This window comes from Methylogaea oryzae (assembly GCF_019669985.1).
Taxonomy (GTDB): domain Bacteria; phylum Pseudomonadota; class Gammaproteobacteria; order Methylococcales; family Methylococcaceae; genus Methylogaea; species Methylogaea oryzae.
Genome location: NZ_AP019782.1, coordinates 1,011,514 through 1,027,356, shown reverse-complemented (window position 1 = coordinate 1,027,356; position 15,843 = coordinate 1,011,514). Strand labels below are relative to the sequence as shown.

Sequence of the window (15,843 nt, the reverse complement as noted above, 5' to 3'; positions counted from 1 at the left end):
TGTTCTTCATAACAAAATTCAGCGAGAACAATTCCGCCGCGCGAACCGGCCTCCGCAGGCCGGGGCCGACGGCCGATTTCCGGTTTGTTAACGAGCGCCGCCGCCGATCGGCGCAAGCTTCGAACAGTATGCGCCCGCGCGCCGAACTCCCTAAGCATGCCTTGGCTTTGTGCGCCGCGCGCCATTTTGGTGCCGCCCCTTCGCCGCGCCGCGCCGCGCCCCCTCTAAATGCGGCGTTTGCAGCCCTGGCACGTCCTGTGCTGGTAACCAACCAAACCGGTGCGCCAACGGTGGCGCGCTTAGCGGACAACGGCGTCCTTCGCAGTCAGCAACGGCTGTGGCGGGCGTTTTTTATCGCCCGAACGAAGCCGATACAAACCGACGCTTTCCGACAGGGTGATGGCGATGAAACAGAAATTGGTACTGGTGGGCAACGGCATGGCCGGCGTGCGCACTTTGGAAGAACTCTTGAAACTGGCGCCGGAGCGTTACGACATCGCCGTGTTCGGCGCCGAGCCCCACGTCAACTACAACCGTATCCTGCTGTCGCCGGTGCTGGCGGGGGAAAAAACCTTCGCCGACACCGTGCTCAACAGCGCGGAATGGTACGCCCAGCACGACATCACGCTGCACGCGGGCAAAACCGTCACCGCCATCGACCGCGTCAAGCGGCGGGTGATCGCCGCCGACGGCACCGAAGAGGCCTACGACCGGCTGATCCTGGCCACCGGCTCCAACCCGGTGGTGCTGCCCCTGCCCGGCGCGGACCTGGCCGGCGTGGTGGGCTTCCGCGACATCAAGGACGTGGAAACCATGCTGGCGGCGGCCAGCACCGGCAAGCACGCCGTGGTCGTCGGCGGCGGTCTGCTGGGCCTGGAAGCCGCCAACGGCTTGCGCAAGCGGGGCATGGACGTGACGGTGGTGCACCTGGTGGACATGCTCATGAACCGCCAGCTGGACGGTCCGGCCGCCGCCTTGCTGAAGCGCTCCCTGGAGCAGACCGGCCTCAAGTTCAAAATGCCGGCGCAAACCGAGGCCATCCTGGGAGACGAGCGGGTGCGGTCGGTGCGTTTCAAGGACGGCGAGGAAATCCCCGCCGATTTGGTGGTGATGGCGGTGGGCATCCGACCCAACGTCGACTTGGCCAAATCGGCCGGCTTGCACTGCGAACGCGGCATCGTCGTCAACGACACCTTGCAAACCTACGATCCCCGCGTCTACGCCGTGGGCGAATGCGTGCAGCATCGCGGCAACCTGTTCGGCCTGGTGGCGCCGTTGTTCGAGCAGGCCAAGGTGTGCGCCAACCACCTGGCGGAATACGGCATCGCCCGCTACCAGCCGTCGGCCACCGCCACCAAGCTGAAAGTGACCGGTATCGACTTGTTTTCCGCCGGCGATTTCGAGGGCGGCGAAGGCTGCGAAGAGTTGCTGTTCCAGGACCCGGCGCGCGGCGTCTACAAAAAGGTGGTACTGAAGGATAACCGCATCGCCGGCTCGGTGATGTACGGCGACACGGGCGACGGCGCCTGGTACTTCCAGTTGCTGCGGGAAGGCACCGACGTGTCGGCGCTGCGGGAAAACCTGTTGTTCGGCCAGGCCCATCTGGGCGACTCCGGCCACGGCGCGGAAACGCAGGCGGCCAAGCTGCCGGACACGGCGGAAGTGTGCGGCTGCAACGGCGTGTGCAAAAAGACCATCGTCGACGCCATCGTGCAAAAGAAATTGTTCACCCTGGACGAGGTGCGCGCCCACACCAAGGCTTCCGCCTCCTGCGGCTCCTGCACCGGGCTGGTGGAACAGATCATCGCCAGCACCCTGGGCAGCGATTATTCGCAAACGCCCAGCAAAAAACCGCTGTGCGGCTGCACGCCCCACACCCACGACGAAGTGCGGGACTTCATCGCCCACCACGAACACAGGACCATCCCGGACCTGATGGCGGCCATGGAATGGAACAAGCCGGACGGCTGCCACCAGTGCCGCCCCGCCCTCAACTATTACCTGCTGTGCCGCTGGCCCGGCGAGTACCGGGACGATCCGCAGTCGCGCTTCATCAACGAGCGGGTGCACGCCAACATCCAGAAGGACGGCACCTATTCCGTGGTGCCGCGCATCTGGGGCGGCGTCACCACGCCGGGCGAGCTGCGCGCCATCGCCGACGTGGCGGAGAAATACCAAGTGCCCACGGTGAAGATCACCGGCGGCCAGCGCATCGACCTGTTGGGCGTGCCGAAAGAGCAACTGCCTGCCATGTGGGCCGACCTCAACGCTCGCGGCATGGTGTCCGGCCACGCCTACGGCAAGTCCCTGCGCACGGTGAAGACCTGCGTCGGCAAGGAGTGGTGCCGCTTCGGCACCCAGGACGCCATGGGCATGGGCATCGACCTGGAAAAAATGACCTGGGGTTCCTGGACCCCGGCCAAGGTCAAGCTGGCGGTGTCCGGCTGCCCGCGCAACTGCGCGGAAGCCACCATCAAGGACTTCGGCGTGGTGGCGGTGGACTCCGGCTGGGAACTGCACGTGGGCGGCAACGGCGGCGTGAAAGTGCGCGCCACCGACCTATTATGCAAAGTGGAAACGGCGGACGAGGTGAAGGAATACTGCGGCGCCTACATGCAGCTGTACCGCGAGGAAGCCCGCTACCTGGAACGCACCGCCCACTGGATCGAGCGGGTCGGCCTGGCCTACGTCAAGCAGCGCATCGTCGAGGACGCGGCCGGCCGCTTGGCGCTGCACCAGCGCTTTTTGGAATCCCAGCGCAGCGCCCAGGACGACCCCTGGGCGGCGCTGGCCAAACCCGAGTGCGGCGGCGAATTCCAGCCGCTGCGAGCGGCCGGGTAGGAGCGCGCCATGGGCGCGATAGCGGCGTCGGGTGTCGCACCGGTCGCGGGCAATGCCCGCTCCTACGAGGTCTATGCCGTAGGAAGCGCCGGCCGTTGGGCCGGGGCCGTTGCCGCGGCCGTGGGTTTGGCGCTGCTGGGCTGGTGCGGCTGGCCGGGCGTGGCGGCGGGACTGCCGCTGGCGGCGGCGGGATCGGCCCGCTGGCTATGGCGGGAACAACTGACCGTCACCGACGGCAACTACCGGCTGCGGCGCGGCTGGCCCGGGCGGATGGAGCAACGCCAAGGCCGGTTGGCGGACCTGCGCTGGCGCTGCGCCACTCAACGGGACGAATGCGGCTTCCGCTGGTTCGCCTTGCAGCTGGCGCCTACGGACGCCGGCTGGGCAGCGCTGGTCCTGGGCCATTACGCCTCCCGCCGGCAAGCCGTGGCGGCGGCGCGGCGCTGGACAGGACGGGTAGGAGCGCGCCCTGCCCACGGCAGCGGCGCCCAACCCTAAACCGCTCGCGGGCATGGCCCGCTCCTACAGCCATCACACGAACATAGAGACCTGACGACAATGAACAACTGGATAGAAGTGGCACGGCTGCAAGACATTCCCCCGCTGGGATCGCGGGTGGTGCGCACCCCCGGCGGCGACGTGGCGCTGTTCCGCACCACGGACGACAAAGTTTACGCCGTGCGCGACCACTGCCCCCACAAAGGCGGCCCGCTGTCGCAAGGCATCGTCCACGGCCAGGCGGTGACCTGCCCGCTGCACAACTGGGTGATCGAACTGGACTCCGGCCAGGCGCGGGCACCGGACGAAGGCACGGTCGCCTGCTTTGCCGTGGAAGTGCGGGAGGGGGCGGTATGGCTGGCGCTGGCTTAAAGCGATTCGGCACTGCGCCATGACCACCTTGATCCATTCGCAAACCCACGTTTGCACCACCTGCCCCTACTGCGGCGTCGGCTGCGGCGTATTGGCCGGCGACGGCGGCGCCAGCATCCAGGGCGATCCGCAGCACCCGTCCAACTTCGGCCGGCTGTGCTCCAAGGGCTCGGCGCTGGGCGACACGCTGGCGCTGGAAAACCGTTTGCTTTATCCGGAGGTGGCCGGCCGCCGCGCGGGTTGGGACGAAGCCCTGGAGGTGGTGGCCGCCCATTTCGCCGCCGCGGCCCACGATCACGGCCCGGATGCGGTGGCGTTCTACGTGTCCGGCCAGTTGCTGACCGAGGATTACTACGTCGCCAACAAGCTGATGAAGGGCTACCTGGGCTCGGCCAACATCGACACCAACTCCCGGCTGTGCATGTCTTCCACCGTGGCCGGCCACAAGCGCGCTTTCGGCTTCGACACGGTGCCCGGTTGTTACGAGGATTTGGAGCAGGCCGACCTCATCGTGCTGGCCGGTTCCAATACCGCCTGGTGCCATCCGGTGCTGTTCCAGCGCATCGCCCAGCGCAAGAAGACCCACCCCAAGCTGCGCATCGTCAACATCGACCCGCGCGCCACCGCCACGGCGGAGTCGGCGGATTTGCAGCTGGCGCTGCAGCCCGGCAGCGACGTGCTGCTGTTCAACGGCCTGCTCAACTACCTGCGCCAGCACGATCGCCTAGACTTCCGCTTTCTGGAACAATGCGCCGAAGGCTACGCCGACGCCCTGGAAATGGCCCGGCAGACCGCCCCGTCGATTCCCGCCGTGGCGGCCGGCTGCGGCCTGGCGGAAAGCGACGTCGCCACCTTCTACCGCTGGTTCGCCGACACGGAAAAAACCGTCACCGCCTGGTCGCAAGGGGTGAACCAGTCCTCGTCCGGCAGCGACAAGGTCAACGCCATCATCAACGTGCACTTGGCCACCGGCCGCATCGGCAAGCCGGGCATGGGGCCGTTTTCCCTCACCGGCCAGCCCAACGCCATGGGCGGCCGGGAAGTGGGCGGCCTGGCCAACCAGGTAGCTGCCCACCTGGACTGGAACGACCGCGACCTGAACCTGCTGGCGGATTTCTGGCAAGCGCCCAACCTGGCGCGCCGGCCCGGCCTGAAAGCGGTGGAGCTGTTCCAAGCCCTGAAGGAAGGCCGCATCAAGGCCCTGTGGGTGATGGCCACCAACCCGGCGGTGAGCCTGCCGGACAGCAACGCGGTGCGCCGGGCGCTGGAAAACTGCCCGTTCCTGGTGGTGTCCGACTGCTGCGACGCCACGGATCTCGCCCCCTACGCCCACGTGCGTTTGCCGGCCCTGGCCTGGGGCGAGAAAAACGGCACGGTGACCAATTCGGAACGGCGCATTTCCCGCCAGCGGCCGTTCCTGCCGGCGCCGGGCGAGGCCCAGCCGGACTGGTGGATCGTCAGCCAAGTGGCGCAGCACCTGGGCTTCGGCGACGCGTTCGCCTACCGATCGCCGGCGGAAATCTTCGACGAGCACGCCCGCTTGTCCGGCCACGGCAACGGCGGCTCCCGGCCCTTCGACATTTCCGGCTTGGCCGGGCTGGGCGAGGACGGCTACGACGCCTTGCAACCGGTGCAATGGCCGGTGACGGCGCAAGCGCCCAACGGCACCGCCCGCCTGTGGAGCGCAGAGGACTTCGCCGCCCACGGCCGCCGCGCCAATCTGCTGGCGCTCGCCCCCAAACCGCCGGCGGAAGCGGCCAGCGCCGAATATCCCCTCATCCTCAACACCGGCCGGGTGCGCGACCACTGGCATACCATGAGCCGCACCGCCTTGAGCCCGCGCTTGTGCCGCCACCAGGGCGAACCCTACGCCGAACTGAACCCCGCCGACGCGGAACCCCTGGGGATCACCGACGGCGCCCTGGTGCGCCTGTCCAGCCGCCACGGCATGGCATTGGCGCGCGCCAAGGTCACCGGCGGCCAACGCCCCGGCAGCGTGTTCATGCCCATGCACTGGAACGGACAGCACGCCCGGCAGGCGTTGGTGAACAGCCTGGTCAGCCCGGTGGTGGACCCCCTCTCCGGCGAACCGGAATCCAAAGCCGCGCCGGTGGCGGTGCAATCCTTCCCCGCCGCCTGGCACGGCTTCGTGTTGTCCCGCCAGCCGTTGTCCCTGCCGGAAAGCGCGCAATACGCCGTGCAAATCCGCGGTGCCGACTGCTGGCTGTACGAGTTGGCCGGCCTGGAAGCGGCGGCCGATTGGCCGGCCTGGGTGCGGGCTTTAACCGAAGCGGCGGGCGGCCATCCGCCCTCCGCATCCGCTCCATGCGAAGCGGCAAACGTAGGGTGCGCATCGCGCACCAAAACAACGCCGACGGTGTGCGATGCGCACCCTACCATGGACGCCGAGTGGCTGGACTTCCACGACCCGCGCGCCGGCCGCTACCGCGCCGCCTGCCTGGACGATAACCGGCTGCTGCTGTGCGCCTTCATCGGCCCGGACCACCGACTGCCGAGCCGCGACTGGCTGGAAAGCCTGTTCGCCAAGGAAACCCTGGCCGCCGAAGACCGCACCAACCTGCTGGCCGGGCGCCCGCGCCGCGCCGAAGACGACGGCGGCCCCACGGTGTGCGCCTGCTTCGGCGTGGGCCGCGATACCCTGAAGCGCGCCATCGCCGTGCAAGGATTGGACAACACCGACGACATCGGCGCGGCGCTCAAAGCCGGTACCGGCTGCGGCTCCTGCCTGCCGGAGCTGCGCGCGTTGCTGGCTGAAACGAGGTAAGCCGCCATGGGCCTGAAAGTCATGCTGGTGGACCGCGACGCCGAACGCAGCGCCGTGTTGGAACAAACGCTCAAGGAGGCCGGCCACCGCATCGTCGCCAAACTGCGGGAAGGCGAAGACCTGGCCGCCCAGGTGCAGCGCCACCAGCCGGACATCATCATCATCGACATGGAAGACCCCGGCCGCGACACCCTGGAACACATGCGGGAAATCGGCCGCGACCAGCCCAAGCCCATCATCCTGTTTTCCGACCGCCGCGACAGCGATTACATCCAGCAAGCGGTGCAGGCCGGCGTCAGCGCCTATGTGGTGGACGGCCTGGCGCGCGAACGCATCATGCCCATCGTCGAGGTGGCCGTGGCCCGGTTCCGCGAATTGCAGGCGCTGCGCGACGAACTGGTGGAAGCGAAAACCCAGTTGGCCGACCGCAAGGCCATCGACCAGGCCAAGGGCCTGCTGATGCAGCGCAAGGGCCTGACCGAAGCCCAGGCCTACCAGCTGCTGCGCAAAACCGCCATGGACCGCAATGCCCGCATCGGCGAAGTCGCGCGGCTGTTGCTGTCCCTGGAAAACGTGCTGTAACGGCCGGGCCCTGCTTCATGGCGGGGCAATCCCCGCCTCCCTGCACCACACTAGACAGGGAAACGAACGGACCGGCCGGGTGCCAAACGGCGCCGCCGCGCCTTGTCTCCGCGCACCGTCCCCGGCCCTGCCGCACGGAAACAACCGCCATCGGTAACGAAACAGCCCATAAACCACGCATAAAACGCGGAATTTTGGTGGCTGGCACCCTACTTGCGTAGCAACTCGCAGCGGCGCAACGGCGCGCCACCAACTCAGACCGGGACAACGAAGTCCTCTCCGGCCCGCCAGGGGCCGGGAGGGCTTTTTTTGTGCCCGGCACGCAGCGATACAGGACCGAGGAAGCAGCCATGCAAAACTTTTTTCATCCCACCATCCTGCTGATGGAAAAGCTCAACTACCCGCAAAAAATGGGCTTGGTTGCCCTGGCGTTCGCGGTGCCGCTGGCCATGGCCCTGTACATGACCAGCGCCCAGATCGGCGATGAACTACGCACCGCCCGCCTGGAAAAATCCGGCATGGACGCGGAAAACGCCTTGGTGCAGCTGTTGCTGCACGTACAAGAGCATCGCGGCCTCACTTATGCCTGGCTCAACGGCGACAACGGCGTCGCCGCGAAATTGCAGGAAAAAAGCCGGCGGGTGGAAGGGGATTTGGCGGCCCTGGAGGCCTTCCCCCCGGATGCGGCGCAGGCGCTTGACATAGCGGCGAAGCGGAAAAACCTGCGCGAGGCGTGGACGCCCCTGGCCGAACCCCGCGCCGGGGCCGAACCGGCCGCTAATTTCGCCGCCCACAGCCGCCTGGTCGCCGCGGTACTGGCACTGATGGCGCAGGTGGCAGACCGCGCCAGGCTGGTGCTGGAACCGCGCCTGGACAGCCATTACCTGGTGAACGCCGCCCTGCTGCATTTGCCCGCCCAGGTGGAAAACGTCGCCCGCTTGCGCGGCCTGGGCAGCGGCGCCGCGGCGCGCGGCGGCCCGGATGGGGAGGAGAAAAGCCGATTGCTCGCCCTCATGGCGCAAATCCGCCAAGGAAACGGCGAACTGGCGCGGGAACAGGACGCCATCGCCGCCGCCAACCCGAACCTGGCGACGCGGCTGGCGGAACCCTGGCGCGCACAGGGCGGCGAACTTGCCGCCCTGCTGGAACTCGCCCAAACGCGGCTGATCGACCCGCCGGCGGCGAACATCGCGCCGGCCGAATTCTTCGCCGCCGGCACCCGCGCCGTGGAAGCGCAAAAAACCCTCTACCAGGCCGCCATGGCCGAATTGGACCAGGCCGTCACCGCCCGGGTGGACGCCGGCGAGCGACAAAAACGGCTGCTGGAAATCACCGTGGTGGCGGGCTTGCTGGCCGTGGCCTATTTGTTCGCCGGTTTTTACCTGTCGGTGATGCGGGCGCTCAACGCCCTCACCCAGACGGTGCGGCAAACCGCCCGCGGCGACTTGAACTCCCACGCCGCCATCGCCAGCCAGGACGAAGTGGCGCTGGTGGCCGACGCCTTCAACGACATGACGCGGGAATTCGGCCGGGTCATCCGCAGCGTGTCCAGCGCCTCCGCCGAGGTGGCCCAATCGGCCACCGAACTGTCGGTGGTCACCGAGCAAACCAGCCAAGGCGTATTGAAACAGCAGGCCGGCACCGAACAGGTCGCCAGCGCCATGGAACAAATGCTGCTCTCGGTGCAGGACATCGCCCGCAACGCCCAGCAAGCCGCCAGCAGCGCGCAAACCGCCGACGCCAAGGCGGAGCTGGGCAAAAACGTGGTGGAGCAGTCCATCGCCGCCATCCGCCAACTGGCGGAAGAGGTGGAAACCGCCGCCGCCGTCATCGTCGCCCTGGGCGACGAAGCCAAGCAGGTGGGCGGCATCCTAGACGTCATCAAGGACGTCACCGAGCAAACCAACCTGCTGGCCCTCAACGCCGCCATCGAAGCGGCGCGGGCCGGCGAACACGGCCGCGGCTTCGCCGTGGTGGCCGACGAGGTGCGCAAGCTGGCCAGCCGCACCCAGCATTCCACCGTGGAAGTGCGGCGGATCATCGAACGCTTGCAGCACAACACCCGGTCCGCCGTGCAGGTGATGGAAAACGGCCGGAACCAGGCCCGCTTCGGCATGGAACAGGCGGAACAGGCCAACGTGGCCCTGCAATCCATCATCCAGGCGGTGGAGGGCATCAACCACATCAATGCCCAGATCGCCGTGGCGACGGAACAACAAAGCGCGGTGGCCGAGGAAATCAACCGCAACATCCATTCTTTCAGCCTGGTGGCGGAGGAAACCGCCGAAGGCGCCCGCCGCAACGCCGAGCGCAGCGAATACATGGCGCGCCTGGCGGCCCAGTTGCAGGGCCTGGTGCGGCAATTCCGCTTGCAAGAGGAGCATTGACCATGAACGCGTTGACCATCGCCCTACTGCCGATGAGCTGCCTGCTGGCGCTGCTGGTGCTCGACCGCCTGTTCAAGATGCGCCAATTGGGCGGCGAAGCACGCGGCCTGCCGGTGGAGCAGGCGCTGATGGAGCTGCTGCTCGCCATCCAACAGCACCGCGGCCTATCCGTGGCCTACCTGAACGGCGACTCGGCTTTTCGCAGCAAAATGCTCTCGACCCAGGAAAAAATCGACGAGCGAATCGCCGCCGCCCAGCGCAAGCACCCGCAACTCGCCGCGGCGGCCAAGCCGCAGTGGAAGCAGGTGCGCGAGCAATGGCAAACCCTGCGCGACAGCGTCGCGCAGTTGAGCGCGGCGGAGAGTTTCGCCCGCCACAGCGCCCTCATCGCCCGGCTGCTGGAGCTGAAAAGCCACTACGCCGACGCCTGCGGCATGACGCTGGACCCCCACGCGGCCAGCTATAGCCTGCTGGACGCCCTCATCGCCAAGGTGCCGGCCACCCTGGAACACGTTGCCCAGGCGCGCGGCATGGGCACCGGCATCGCCGCCCGCGGCAGCATGAGCTTCGAGGAGCGCATGCGCATGGTGGCCCTCTCCACCCTCATCCGCCATTCCCTGTCCGGCCTGCGCCAGGCCTTAAATTCCGCCGGACAGCAGAACGACGCGCTGCGGGAAATTGACGACTTCCTGCGGCAGATGGACCACAGCCTGGTGAACAGCGCCGACGTGCGCCTCAATCCGGCAAGTTACTTCGCCCAAGGCACCCAGGCCATCGAGGCCGGCCACCGCTTGTACGCCGACATCAGCCAAGCCCTGGCCGAACAATTCCGACGGCGCGCCGACGGCTACCGCCTGCATCTGCGCCTCGCCGCCTTGGGCACGACGGCCCTGTCGCTGACCGGCCTTTACCTCCATCAAGTGGCGTAAGGCCGGCGCCATGGGTACGCCTAAACGCGCGACCTTCGCCCTGTCGGTGTTTCGACAACCGCCGCCCCATTGTCGCGAATCGCCCCACAGCCGCTACGGGCGCTTATGTGACCCAGCGCACATCAGAGGCCACCCGGCCGCCGCCCGCCCCATGGAACGCTAGTTGCTTCCGATGTCCGAACAATAACCACACGAATTATAAGGAGGCAGGATATGCCCGCCGTCGTCAGCAAACCGGAAATGCTATCGGCCGATGATTTCATCCCGTCCATGCGCAATGTGGCCAAGTGCGCCCGCCAGTTGAGCGATCTCAATTTCACCTGGGGACTGATCGAATCCACGGCGAAAATGAACTGCCCCACCGAGGCCAAAACCATCCTGCCCACCATGGCCGCCACCCGCGAGGGCTTCGGCAAGCTGGAACAGCAACTCATCGCCAACCTGGTGGAGGAGAACATCAACAAGGTGGTGCTGGAAATCGCCTCCAAGGCCCAGGTGGTGGTGGACATCGTCATCCGCAACCTGTACGAACGCACCGCCGACGTGGACTTTCTCGCCACCGACGACGACATCCGCCGCTTCATACTCCACAGCGCCCAAGAGTCCGCCCCCGGCGAAGCGGTGGTGGAACTGCGCCGCATCACCCGGCGGCTGGCCGAGTACCGCGACAAATACAGCGTGTACGAGGAAATCATGATTCTCGACACTGCCGGCAACGTGCTGGCCCACCTGGATGAAGCCAACCCGGTGAACCGCAGCGCCGATCCCCTGATCCAGCGCACCCTGCAAACGGACAACTACGTGGAGACTTTCCACGCCACGGATCTGCGGCCGCACCTGACGCGCGCCCTGATCTACTCGCGCAAAATCGAGGATGCCGACGGCGGCCGGCCCATCGGCGTGTTGTGCCTGTGCTTCCGTTTCGAAAACGAGATGGCGGGGATTTTCCACAGCCTGAAAGGCAAGGACGACAAGTCGGTGATGCTGCTATTGGACAAGGGCGGCACGGTGGTCGCCAGCAGCGACGAGGACCACGTGCACCTGGGCCGCAAGCTGGAAATGGTGCTGGACGAGCCCTACCGCATCGTCGATTTCGCCGGGCGCGAATACCTGGCGAAAACCTGCGCCACCACCGGCTATCAGGGCTATATGGGGCCGGGCTGGTACGGCCACGTCATGGTGCCGGTGGCTTCCGCCTTCCGCCAGGCCAACGGCCATTCCCTGGACGCCATCGACAAGGACGTGCTGGCCGGCGTCATGGCCCATACCGGCACCTTCTGCCCGGCCCTCAACGACATCGCCAAAGGCGCCGACACCATCAACCTGTCCCTGCGGCGGGTGGTGTGGAACGGCCAGATCATGGCGGCGGGCAAGCGCGGCGATCTGCTCAAGCTCAAATCCATCCTGCAGCAAATCAGCGAAACCGGCGACCGCACCAGCAACGTGTTCGCCAACTCCATCCGCGATCTGTACGAGACGGTCATTTCTTCCAGCCTGCAAGACGTGCAATTCATCTCCCGCCTGATGATCGACATCATGGACCGCAACCTCTACGAGCGGGCCAACGACTGCCGCTGGTGGGCCCTGGCGTCGGACATCCGCCGCATCATGGCCAAGGGCGCCGATAGCGATGAGGACCGGCGCAAAATGGGCGGCATCCTGGAATACATCAACGGGCTGTACACCGTCTACACCCGGCTGTTCGTCTACGACACCGCCGGCACCATCGTCGCCGCCTCCAACCTGCACCGGGACGGCGTCGCGGCGGTCGGCAAAAAAATCGACAGCGCTTTCCTGCCCCAGGTGCTGTCCCTGCAAACCACCCAACACTATTGCGTCTCCCCTTTCGAGGAAACCTGGCTGTACGGCGGCCGGCCCACCTACATCTACAACGCCGCCATCCGCCACCCGGAAGAAGGCGCCAAGGTGGTCGGCGGCATCGGCATCGTGTTCGACGCCGCGCCGGAGTTCAACGCCATGCTGGCCGGCGCCTTGCCGAAAAAAGACGGCGCTTTCGCCCTGTTCGCCGAGCGCGGCGGGCGCATCATCGCCTCCACCGCCGAAGACTACCCCATCGGCAGCCGCCTGCGGTTGGAACGAGAGTTCTTCTCCCTGCCTAACGGCGAAGGCATGTCTCGAATCGTCACCCTGAACGGGCACTATTACGTGGTCGGCTGCACCACGTCTTTCGGCTACCGCGAATACAAAAACTCCGGCGATTACCAAAACGACGTGCTGGCCTTCGTGTTTGTGCCGCTGGGGAAAGAAGTCGGCGAGCGGGGCGACTCCCCGGCCGTGCCGCCGGACCTCAGCCAATCCAACGGCAAGGGCGGCGACGTGGTGGAACTGGCGACGTTCATGGTGGCCGGCAAGCTGTACGGCATACCCGCCGCCGACGTGGTGGAAGCGGTCGATCCCGGCCGGCTGGCGCCCATGACCGGCTCGCGCCGCTACCTGTGCGGCATGATCACCTTCCAGGGCAGCAATAGGGAAGACAGCGGCATCGTGCCGGTCATCAACCTGCGCGTGCTGTTCGACGCGGAGCACCGGGAACCGGACCAGCATAGCCAGATCGTCATCATCCGCTCCGACGACGGCCTGCTGGGCCTGATGGTGGACGACCTTTACGCCGTGCCGGAATTCGAAGCCTCCCGCCTGGAAACGCTGCCCGACTCGTTCAAATCCGACGCCGGCTACATCAGCGCCATCATCAAGCCGGCCGCCGACGACAAAGACCGCATCCTGCCCATCATCGACCCGCGCCGGGTGTTTCAGGCAGCGCAGAAGAAAGCTTAAGACGTAAGCCTAAACCGGCCGGCCTTGTCGCATTTGTCCGGCTCGTCCACGCCCTGTCGTGCTTGCGACAAACGCCGACAACTCCCAAGGGGCGATTTAGCCTTATTCAGCGCGCGAGCTCCGCTGGCACCGTTTTTGTATCGGCTGGCAGGCCCCTGCTGACAGGGTTTCTATCAACCGCCCTTTTTGGTGAGAAAACAATGGCGATCGCACAAATCAAAGCTTTTTCCGACAAAGCGCAATCCGATACGGAGCTCAAAGAAAAACTGCGGGCCTGCATGAAAATCCGGGAGCTACTCGCCCTGGCCAAGGAATACGGCTTCGACATCGACGAAGTGGAGCTGTATCCCCCCAACGAACCCCAGTTCAGCGAAGAACAGCTATCGGAAAAACTGGGCAAGGCCTTGTTGCGGGCCTAACCCCCTCCCCCGCCCCAAACGAAAAAGGCCTGCATCGCTGCAAGCCTTCCATCGATCAAGCGAGCCGCCCCCCAAAGCCGGGGGCGTCGGCTCATCAGCGCCGCCGGCTCAGATCCGACTCAAGCCATCCAAACGGACCCAAGGCGGCTCAATGCTGCGGGGCGGCATCGCTGATGTTGGGCGTTCCCACCGCCACATCCCCCTTCCTCGGTTCGCTGCTCACCGAACTGCCGTCGCCGGGAGGATTGATGTCGCCCCAGTCCCTGGGAGCGCCCGGCGCCCGGCCGGCCATGATCTCGTCGATCTGGTAACGATCGATGGTTTCGTATTTGATCAACGCTTCCGCCATGAGGTGCAGCTTGTCCATGTTTTCCTTCAGTATCCGCTCGGCGCGCTCGAAGTTGACGTCGATCACCGAGCGGATTTCTTCGTCGATCAAGCGGGCCGTCTCACCGGAAACCGACTTGCTCTGCGTCACCGAACGTCCCAGAAACACCTCTCCCTCTTCTTCGCTGTAAGCCAGCGGGCCGAGCCGGCCGGACAAGCCCCAGCGCGTCACCATGTTGCGTGCGAGGTTGGTGGCCCGTTCGATGTCGTTGGACGCGCCGGTGGTCACCCGCTCCTTGCCGACGATGAGCTCCTCGGCGATGCGCCCGCCGAACAAGCTGGAAATCTGGCTTTCCAATTTCCGCTTGCTGGCGCTGTACTGGTCGCGCTCCGGCAGGAACATGGTGATGCCCAAGGCGCGGCCGCGCGGCATGATGCTCACCTTGTAGACCGGATCGTGCTCCGGCACGAGGCGGCCGACGATGGCGTGGCCGGCCTCGTGATAAGCGGTCAGACGCTTCTCGTCGTCGCTCATCACCATGGTGCGGCGCTCGGCGCCCATGAGGATCTTGTCCTTGGCTTTCTCGAAGTCGGCCATTTCCACCACTTTTTTGTTGGCGCGGGCGGCGAACAAAGCCGCTTCATTCACCAGGTTGGCCAGATCCGCCCCGGAAAAGCCGGGCGTGCCGCGGGCGATGTATTTGATCTCCACATCGTCCGCCGCCGGCACCCGCTTGGCGTGCACCGCCAAAATCTGCTCGCGGCCGCGCACGTCGGGCAAGCCCACCTGGATCTGGCGATCGAAGCGGCCGGGCCGCAGCAAGGCCGGGTCGAGCACATCGGGACGGTTGGTGGCGGCGATGACGATGATGCCCTCGTTGCCGGCGAAACCGTCCATTTCCACCAGCAGCTGGTTGAGGGTCTGCTCCCGCTCGTCGTTGCCGCCGCCCAGGCCGGCGCCGCGATGACGGCCCACGGCGTCGATTTCGTCGATGAAGATAATGCACGGCGCCCGCTTCTTGGCCTGCGCGAACATATCGCGCACCCGGGAAGCCCCGACGCCGACGAACATTTCCACGAAGTCGGAACCGGAGATGGTGAAAAACGGCACTTTGGCTTCGCCGGCGATGGCGCGCGCCAGCAGCGTTTTACCGGTGCCGGGTGGGCCCACCATCAGCGCGCCGCGGGGTATCTTGCCGCCCAGCTTTTGGAACTTGCCGGGATCGCGCAGGAAATCGACCATTTCCACCACGTCTTCCTTGGCCTCCTCGACGCCGGCCACGTCGGCGAAAGTCACCTTGACCTGGTCCTCCTCCAGCAGCCGCGCTTTGCTTTTGCCGAAGTTCATGCCGGCCCCGCCGCCGAGGCCGCCGCCGGCTTGGCGGCGCATGAAATAGACCCACACGCCGATCAGCAGCAGCATGGGGAACCAGGACACGAAAATCTGCATCAGCATCGAATGCTGTTCCGGCGGCTGGGTTTTGATCTCCACGCGGTTCTTCAGCAGATCGTCCACCAGATGGGGATCGGTCGGAGTGTACGCGGTGAAGGTTTCACCGCTTTTCATCAAGCCATGCGCCATCTGGCCATCCAGAGTGACCTGCCTGACTTGGCCCTCGTTCACCGCCGCGATAAAGCGCGAATAGGGCATGGAGGAATCCGTCGCGGAGCCGGTCCGCGAAGTGAAATAGTTGAGCGCCGTCAGCGTTAACACGGCGACGCCCACGTACATCAAGACATTCTTTATCACGCCATTCACTTGATATGCCCCTTATCAGGTTTCAGGAAACTCATCACCAAGTCGAGATAGATGGATGATGGGTAAAAAAAGGGCGGTAGATACGCTAGCAGCGACCTCCGCCCCCATGGTCGTTACTTAGACCACACCCACGTGCTTAGCGTGAATG

10 protein-coding genes are annotated in these 15,843 nt (G+C 65.8%); 9 read left to right on the top strand and 1 reads right to left on the bottom strand.

Features of this window, described 5'->3' with window-relative positions:
• Positions 1–405 precede the first annotated feature (405 nt).
• The 9 genes from nirB to K5607_RS05035 all read left to right on the top strand — a co-directional run bounded on the left by nirB (position 406) and on the right by K5607_RS05035 (position 13,609).
• Positions 406–2,841 carry a nitrite reductase large subunit NirB gene (gene nirB, locus K5607_RS05075; RefSeq protein WP_221048392.1) on the top strand — a complete coding sequence of 812 codons (2,436 nt, stop codon included), beginning with the start codon at positions 406–408 and terminating at the stop codon, positions 2,839–2,841.
• Between the two features lie 9 nt (positions 2,842–2,850).
• Positions 2,851–3,339 carry a hypothetical protein gene (locus K5607_RS05070; RefSeq protein ID WP_221048391.1) on the top strand — a complete coding sequence of 163 codons (489 nt, stop codon included), beginning with the start codon at positions 2,851–2,853 and terminating at the stop codon, positions 3,337–3,339.
• 60 nt (positions 3,340–3,399) lie between these two features.
• Positions 3,400–3,711 carry a nitrite reductase small subunit NirD gene (gene nirD, locus K5607_RS05065; protein ID WP_221048390.1) on the top strand — a complete coding sequence of 104 codons (312 nt, stop codon included), beginning with the start codon at positions 3,400–3,402 and terminating at the stop codon, positions 3,709–3,711.
• Between the two features lie 19 nt (positions 3,712–3,730).
• Positions 3,731–6,496, top strand: coding sequence for a nitrate reductase (locus K5607_RS05060; protein ID WP_221048389.1), 2,766 nt, complete (start codon positions 3,731–3,733; stop codon positions 6,494–6,496).
• A gap of 6 nt (positions 6,497–6,502) precedes the next feature.
• The gene (locus K5607_RS05055) at positions 6,503–7,078 is read left to right on the top strand and encodes an ANTAR domain-containing response regulator (protein ID WP_054774900.1); all 576 of its coding nucleotides are present in this window, start codon (positions 6,503–6,505) and stop codon (positions 7,076–7,078) included.
• A 350-nt stretch (positions 7,079–7,428) separates the two neighbouring features.
• Positions 7,429–9,465, top strand: coding sequence for a methyl-accepting chemotaxis protein (locus K5607_RS05050; protein ID WP_221048388.1), 2,037 nt, complete (start codon positions 7,429–7,431; stop codon positions 9,463–9,465).
• Positions 9,466–9,467: 2 nt separating this feature from the next.
• Positions 9,468–10,394, top strand: coding sequence for a nitrate- and nitrite sensing domain-containing protein (locus K5607_RS05045; protein WP_221048387.1), 927 nt, complete (start codon positions 9,468–9,470; stop codon positions 10,392–10,394).
• 213 nt (positions 10,395–10,607) lie between these two features.
• Positions 10,608–13,190 carry a chemotaxis protein CheW gene (locus K5607_RS05040; protein WP_246598956.1) on the top strand — a complete coding sequence of 861 codons (2,583 nt, stop codon included), beginning with the start codon at positions 10,608–10,610 and terminating at the stop codon, positions 13,188–13,190.
• Between the two features lie 200 nt (positions 13,191–13,390).
• The gene (locus K5607_RS05035) at positions 13,391–13,609 is read left to right on the top strand and encodes a Nif11-like leader peptide family natural product precursor (RefSeq protein WP_054773931.1); all 219 of its coding nucleotides are present in this window, start codon (positions 13,391–13,393) and stop codon (positions 13,607–13,609) included.
• A gap of 148 nt (positions 13,610–13,757) precedes the next feature.
• Here the strand turns inward: K5607_RS05035 and ftsH are convergent, their stop codons facing one another.
• Entirely contained in the window at positions 13,758–15,695 is a 1,938-nt protein-coding gene (ftsH, locus tag K5607_RS05030; RefSeq protein WP_425515789.1) for an ATP-dependent zinc metalloprotease FtsH, read from the bottom strand.
• Between the last annotated feature and the right edge of the window lie 148 nt (positions 15,696–15,843).

Coding starts and splice junctions, on each gene's coding strand:
- nirB (WP_221048392.1), top strand. CDS start 406: ATGAAACAGAAATTGGTACTGGTGGGCAACGGCATGGCCGGCGTGCGC.
- K5607_RS05070 (WP_221048391.1), top strand. CDS start 2,851: ATGGGCGCGATAGCGGCGTCGGGTGTCGCACCGGTCGCGGGCAATGCC.
- nirD (WP_221048390.1), top strand. CDS start 3,400: ATGAACAACTGGATAGAAGTGGCACGGCTGCAAGACATTCCCCCGCTG.
- K5607_RS05060 (WP_221048389.1), top strand. CDS start 3,731: ATGACCACCTTGATCCATTCGCAAACCCACGTTTGCACCACCTGCCCC.
- K5607_RS05055 (WP_054774900.1), top strand. CDS start 6,503: ATGGGCCTGAAAGTCATGCTGGTGGACCGCGACGCCGAACGCAGCGCC.
- K5607_RS05050 (WP_221048388.1), top strand. CDS start 7,429: ATGCAAAACTTTTTTCATCCCACCATCCTGCTGATGGAAAAGCTCAAC.
- K5607_RS05045 (WP_221048387.1), top strand. CDS start 9,468: ATGAACGCGTTGACCATCGCCCTACTGCCGATGAGCTGCCTGCTGGCG.
- K5607_RS05040 (WP_246598956.1), top strand. CDS start 10,608: ATGCCCGCCGTCGTCAGCAAACCGGAAATGCTATCGGCCGATGATTTC.
- K5607_RS05035 (WP_054773931.1), top strand. CDS start 13,391: ATGGCGATCGCACAAATCAAAGCTTTTTCCGACAAAGCGCAATCCGAT.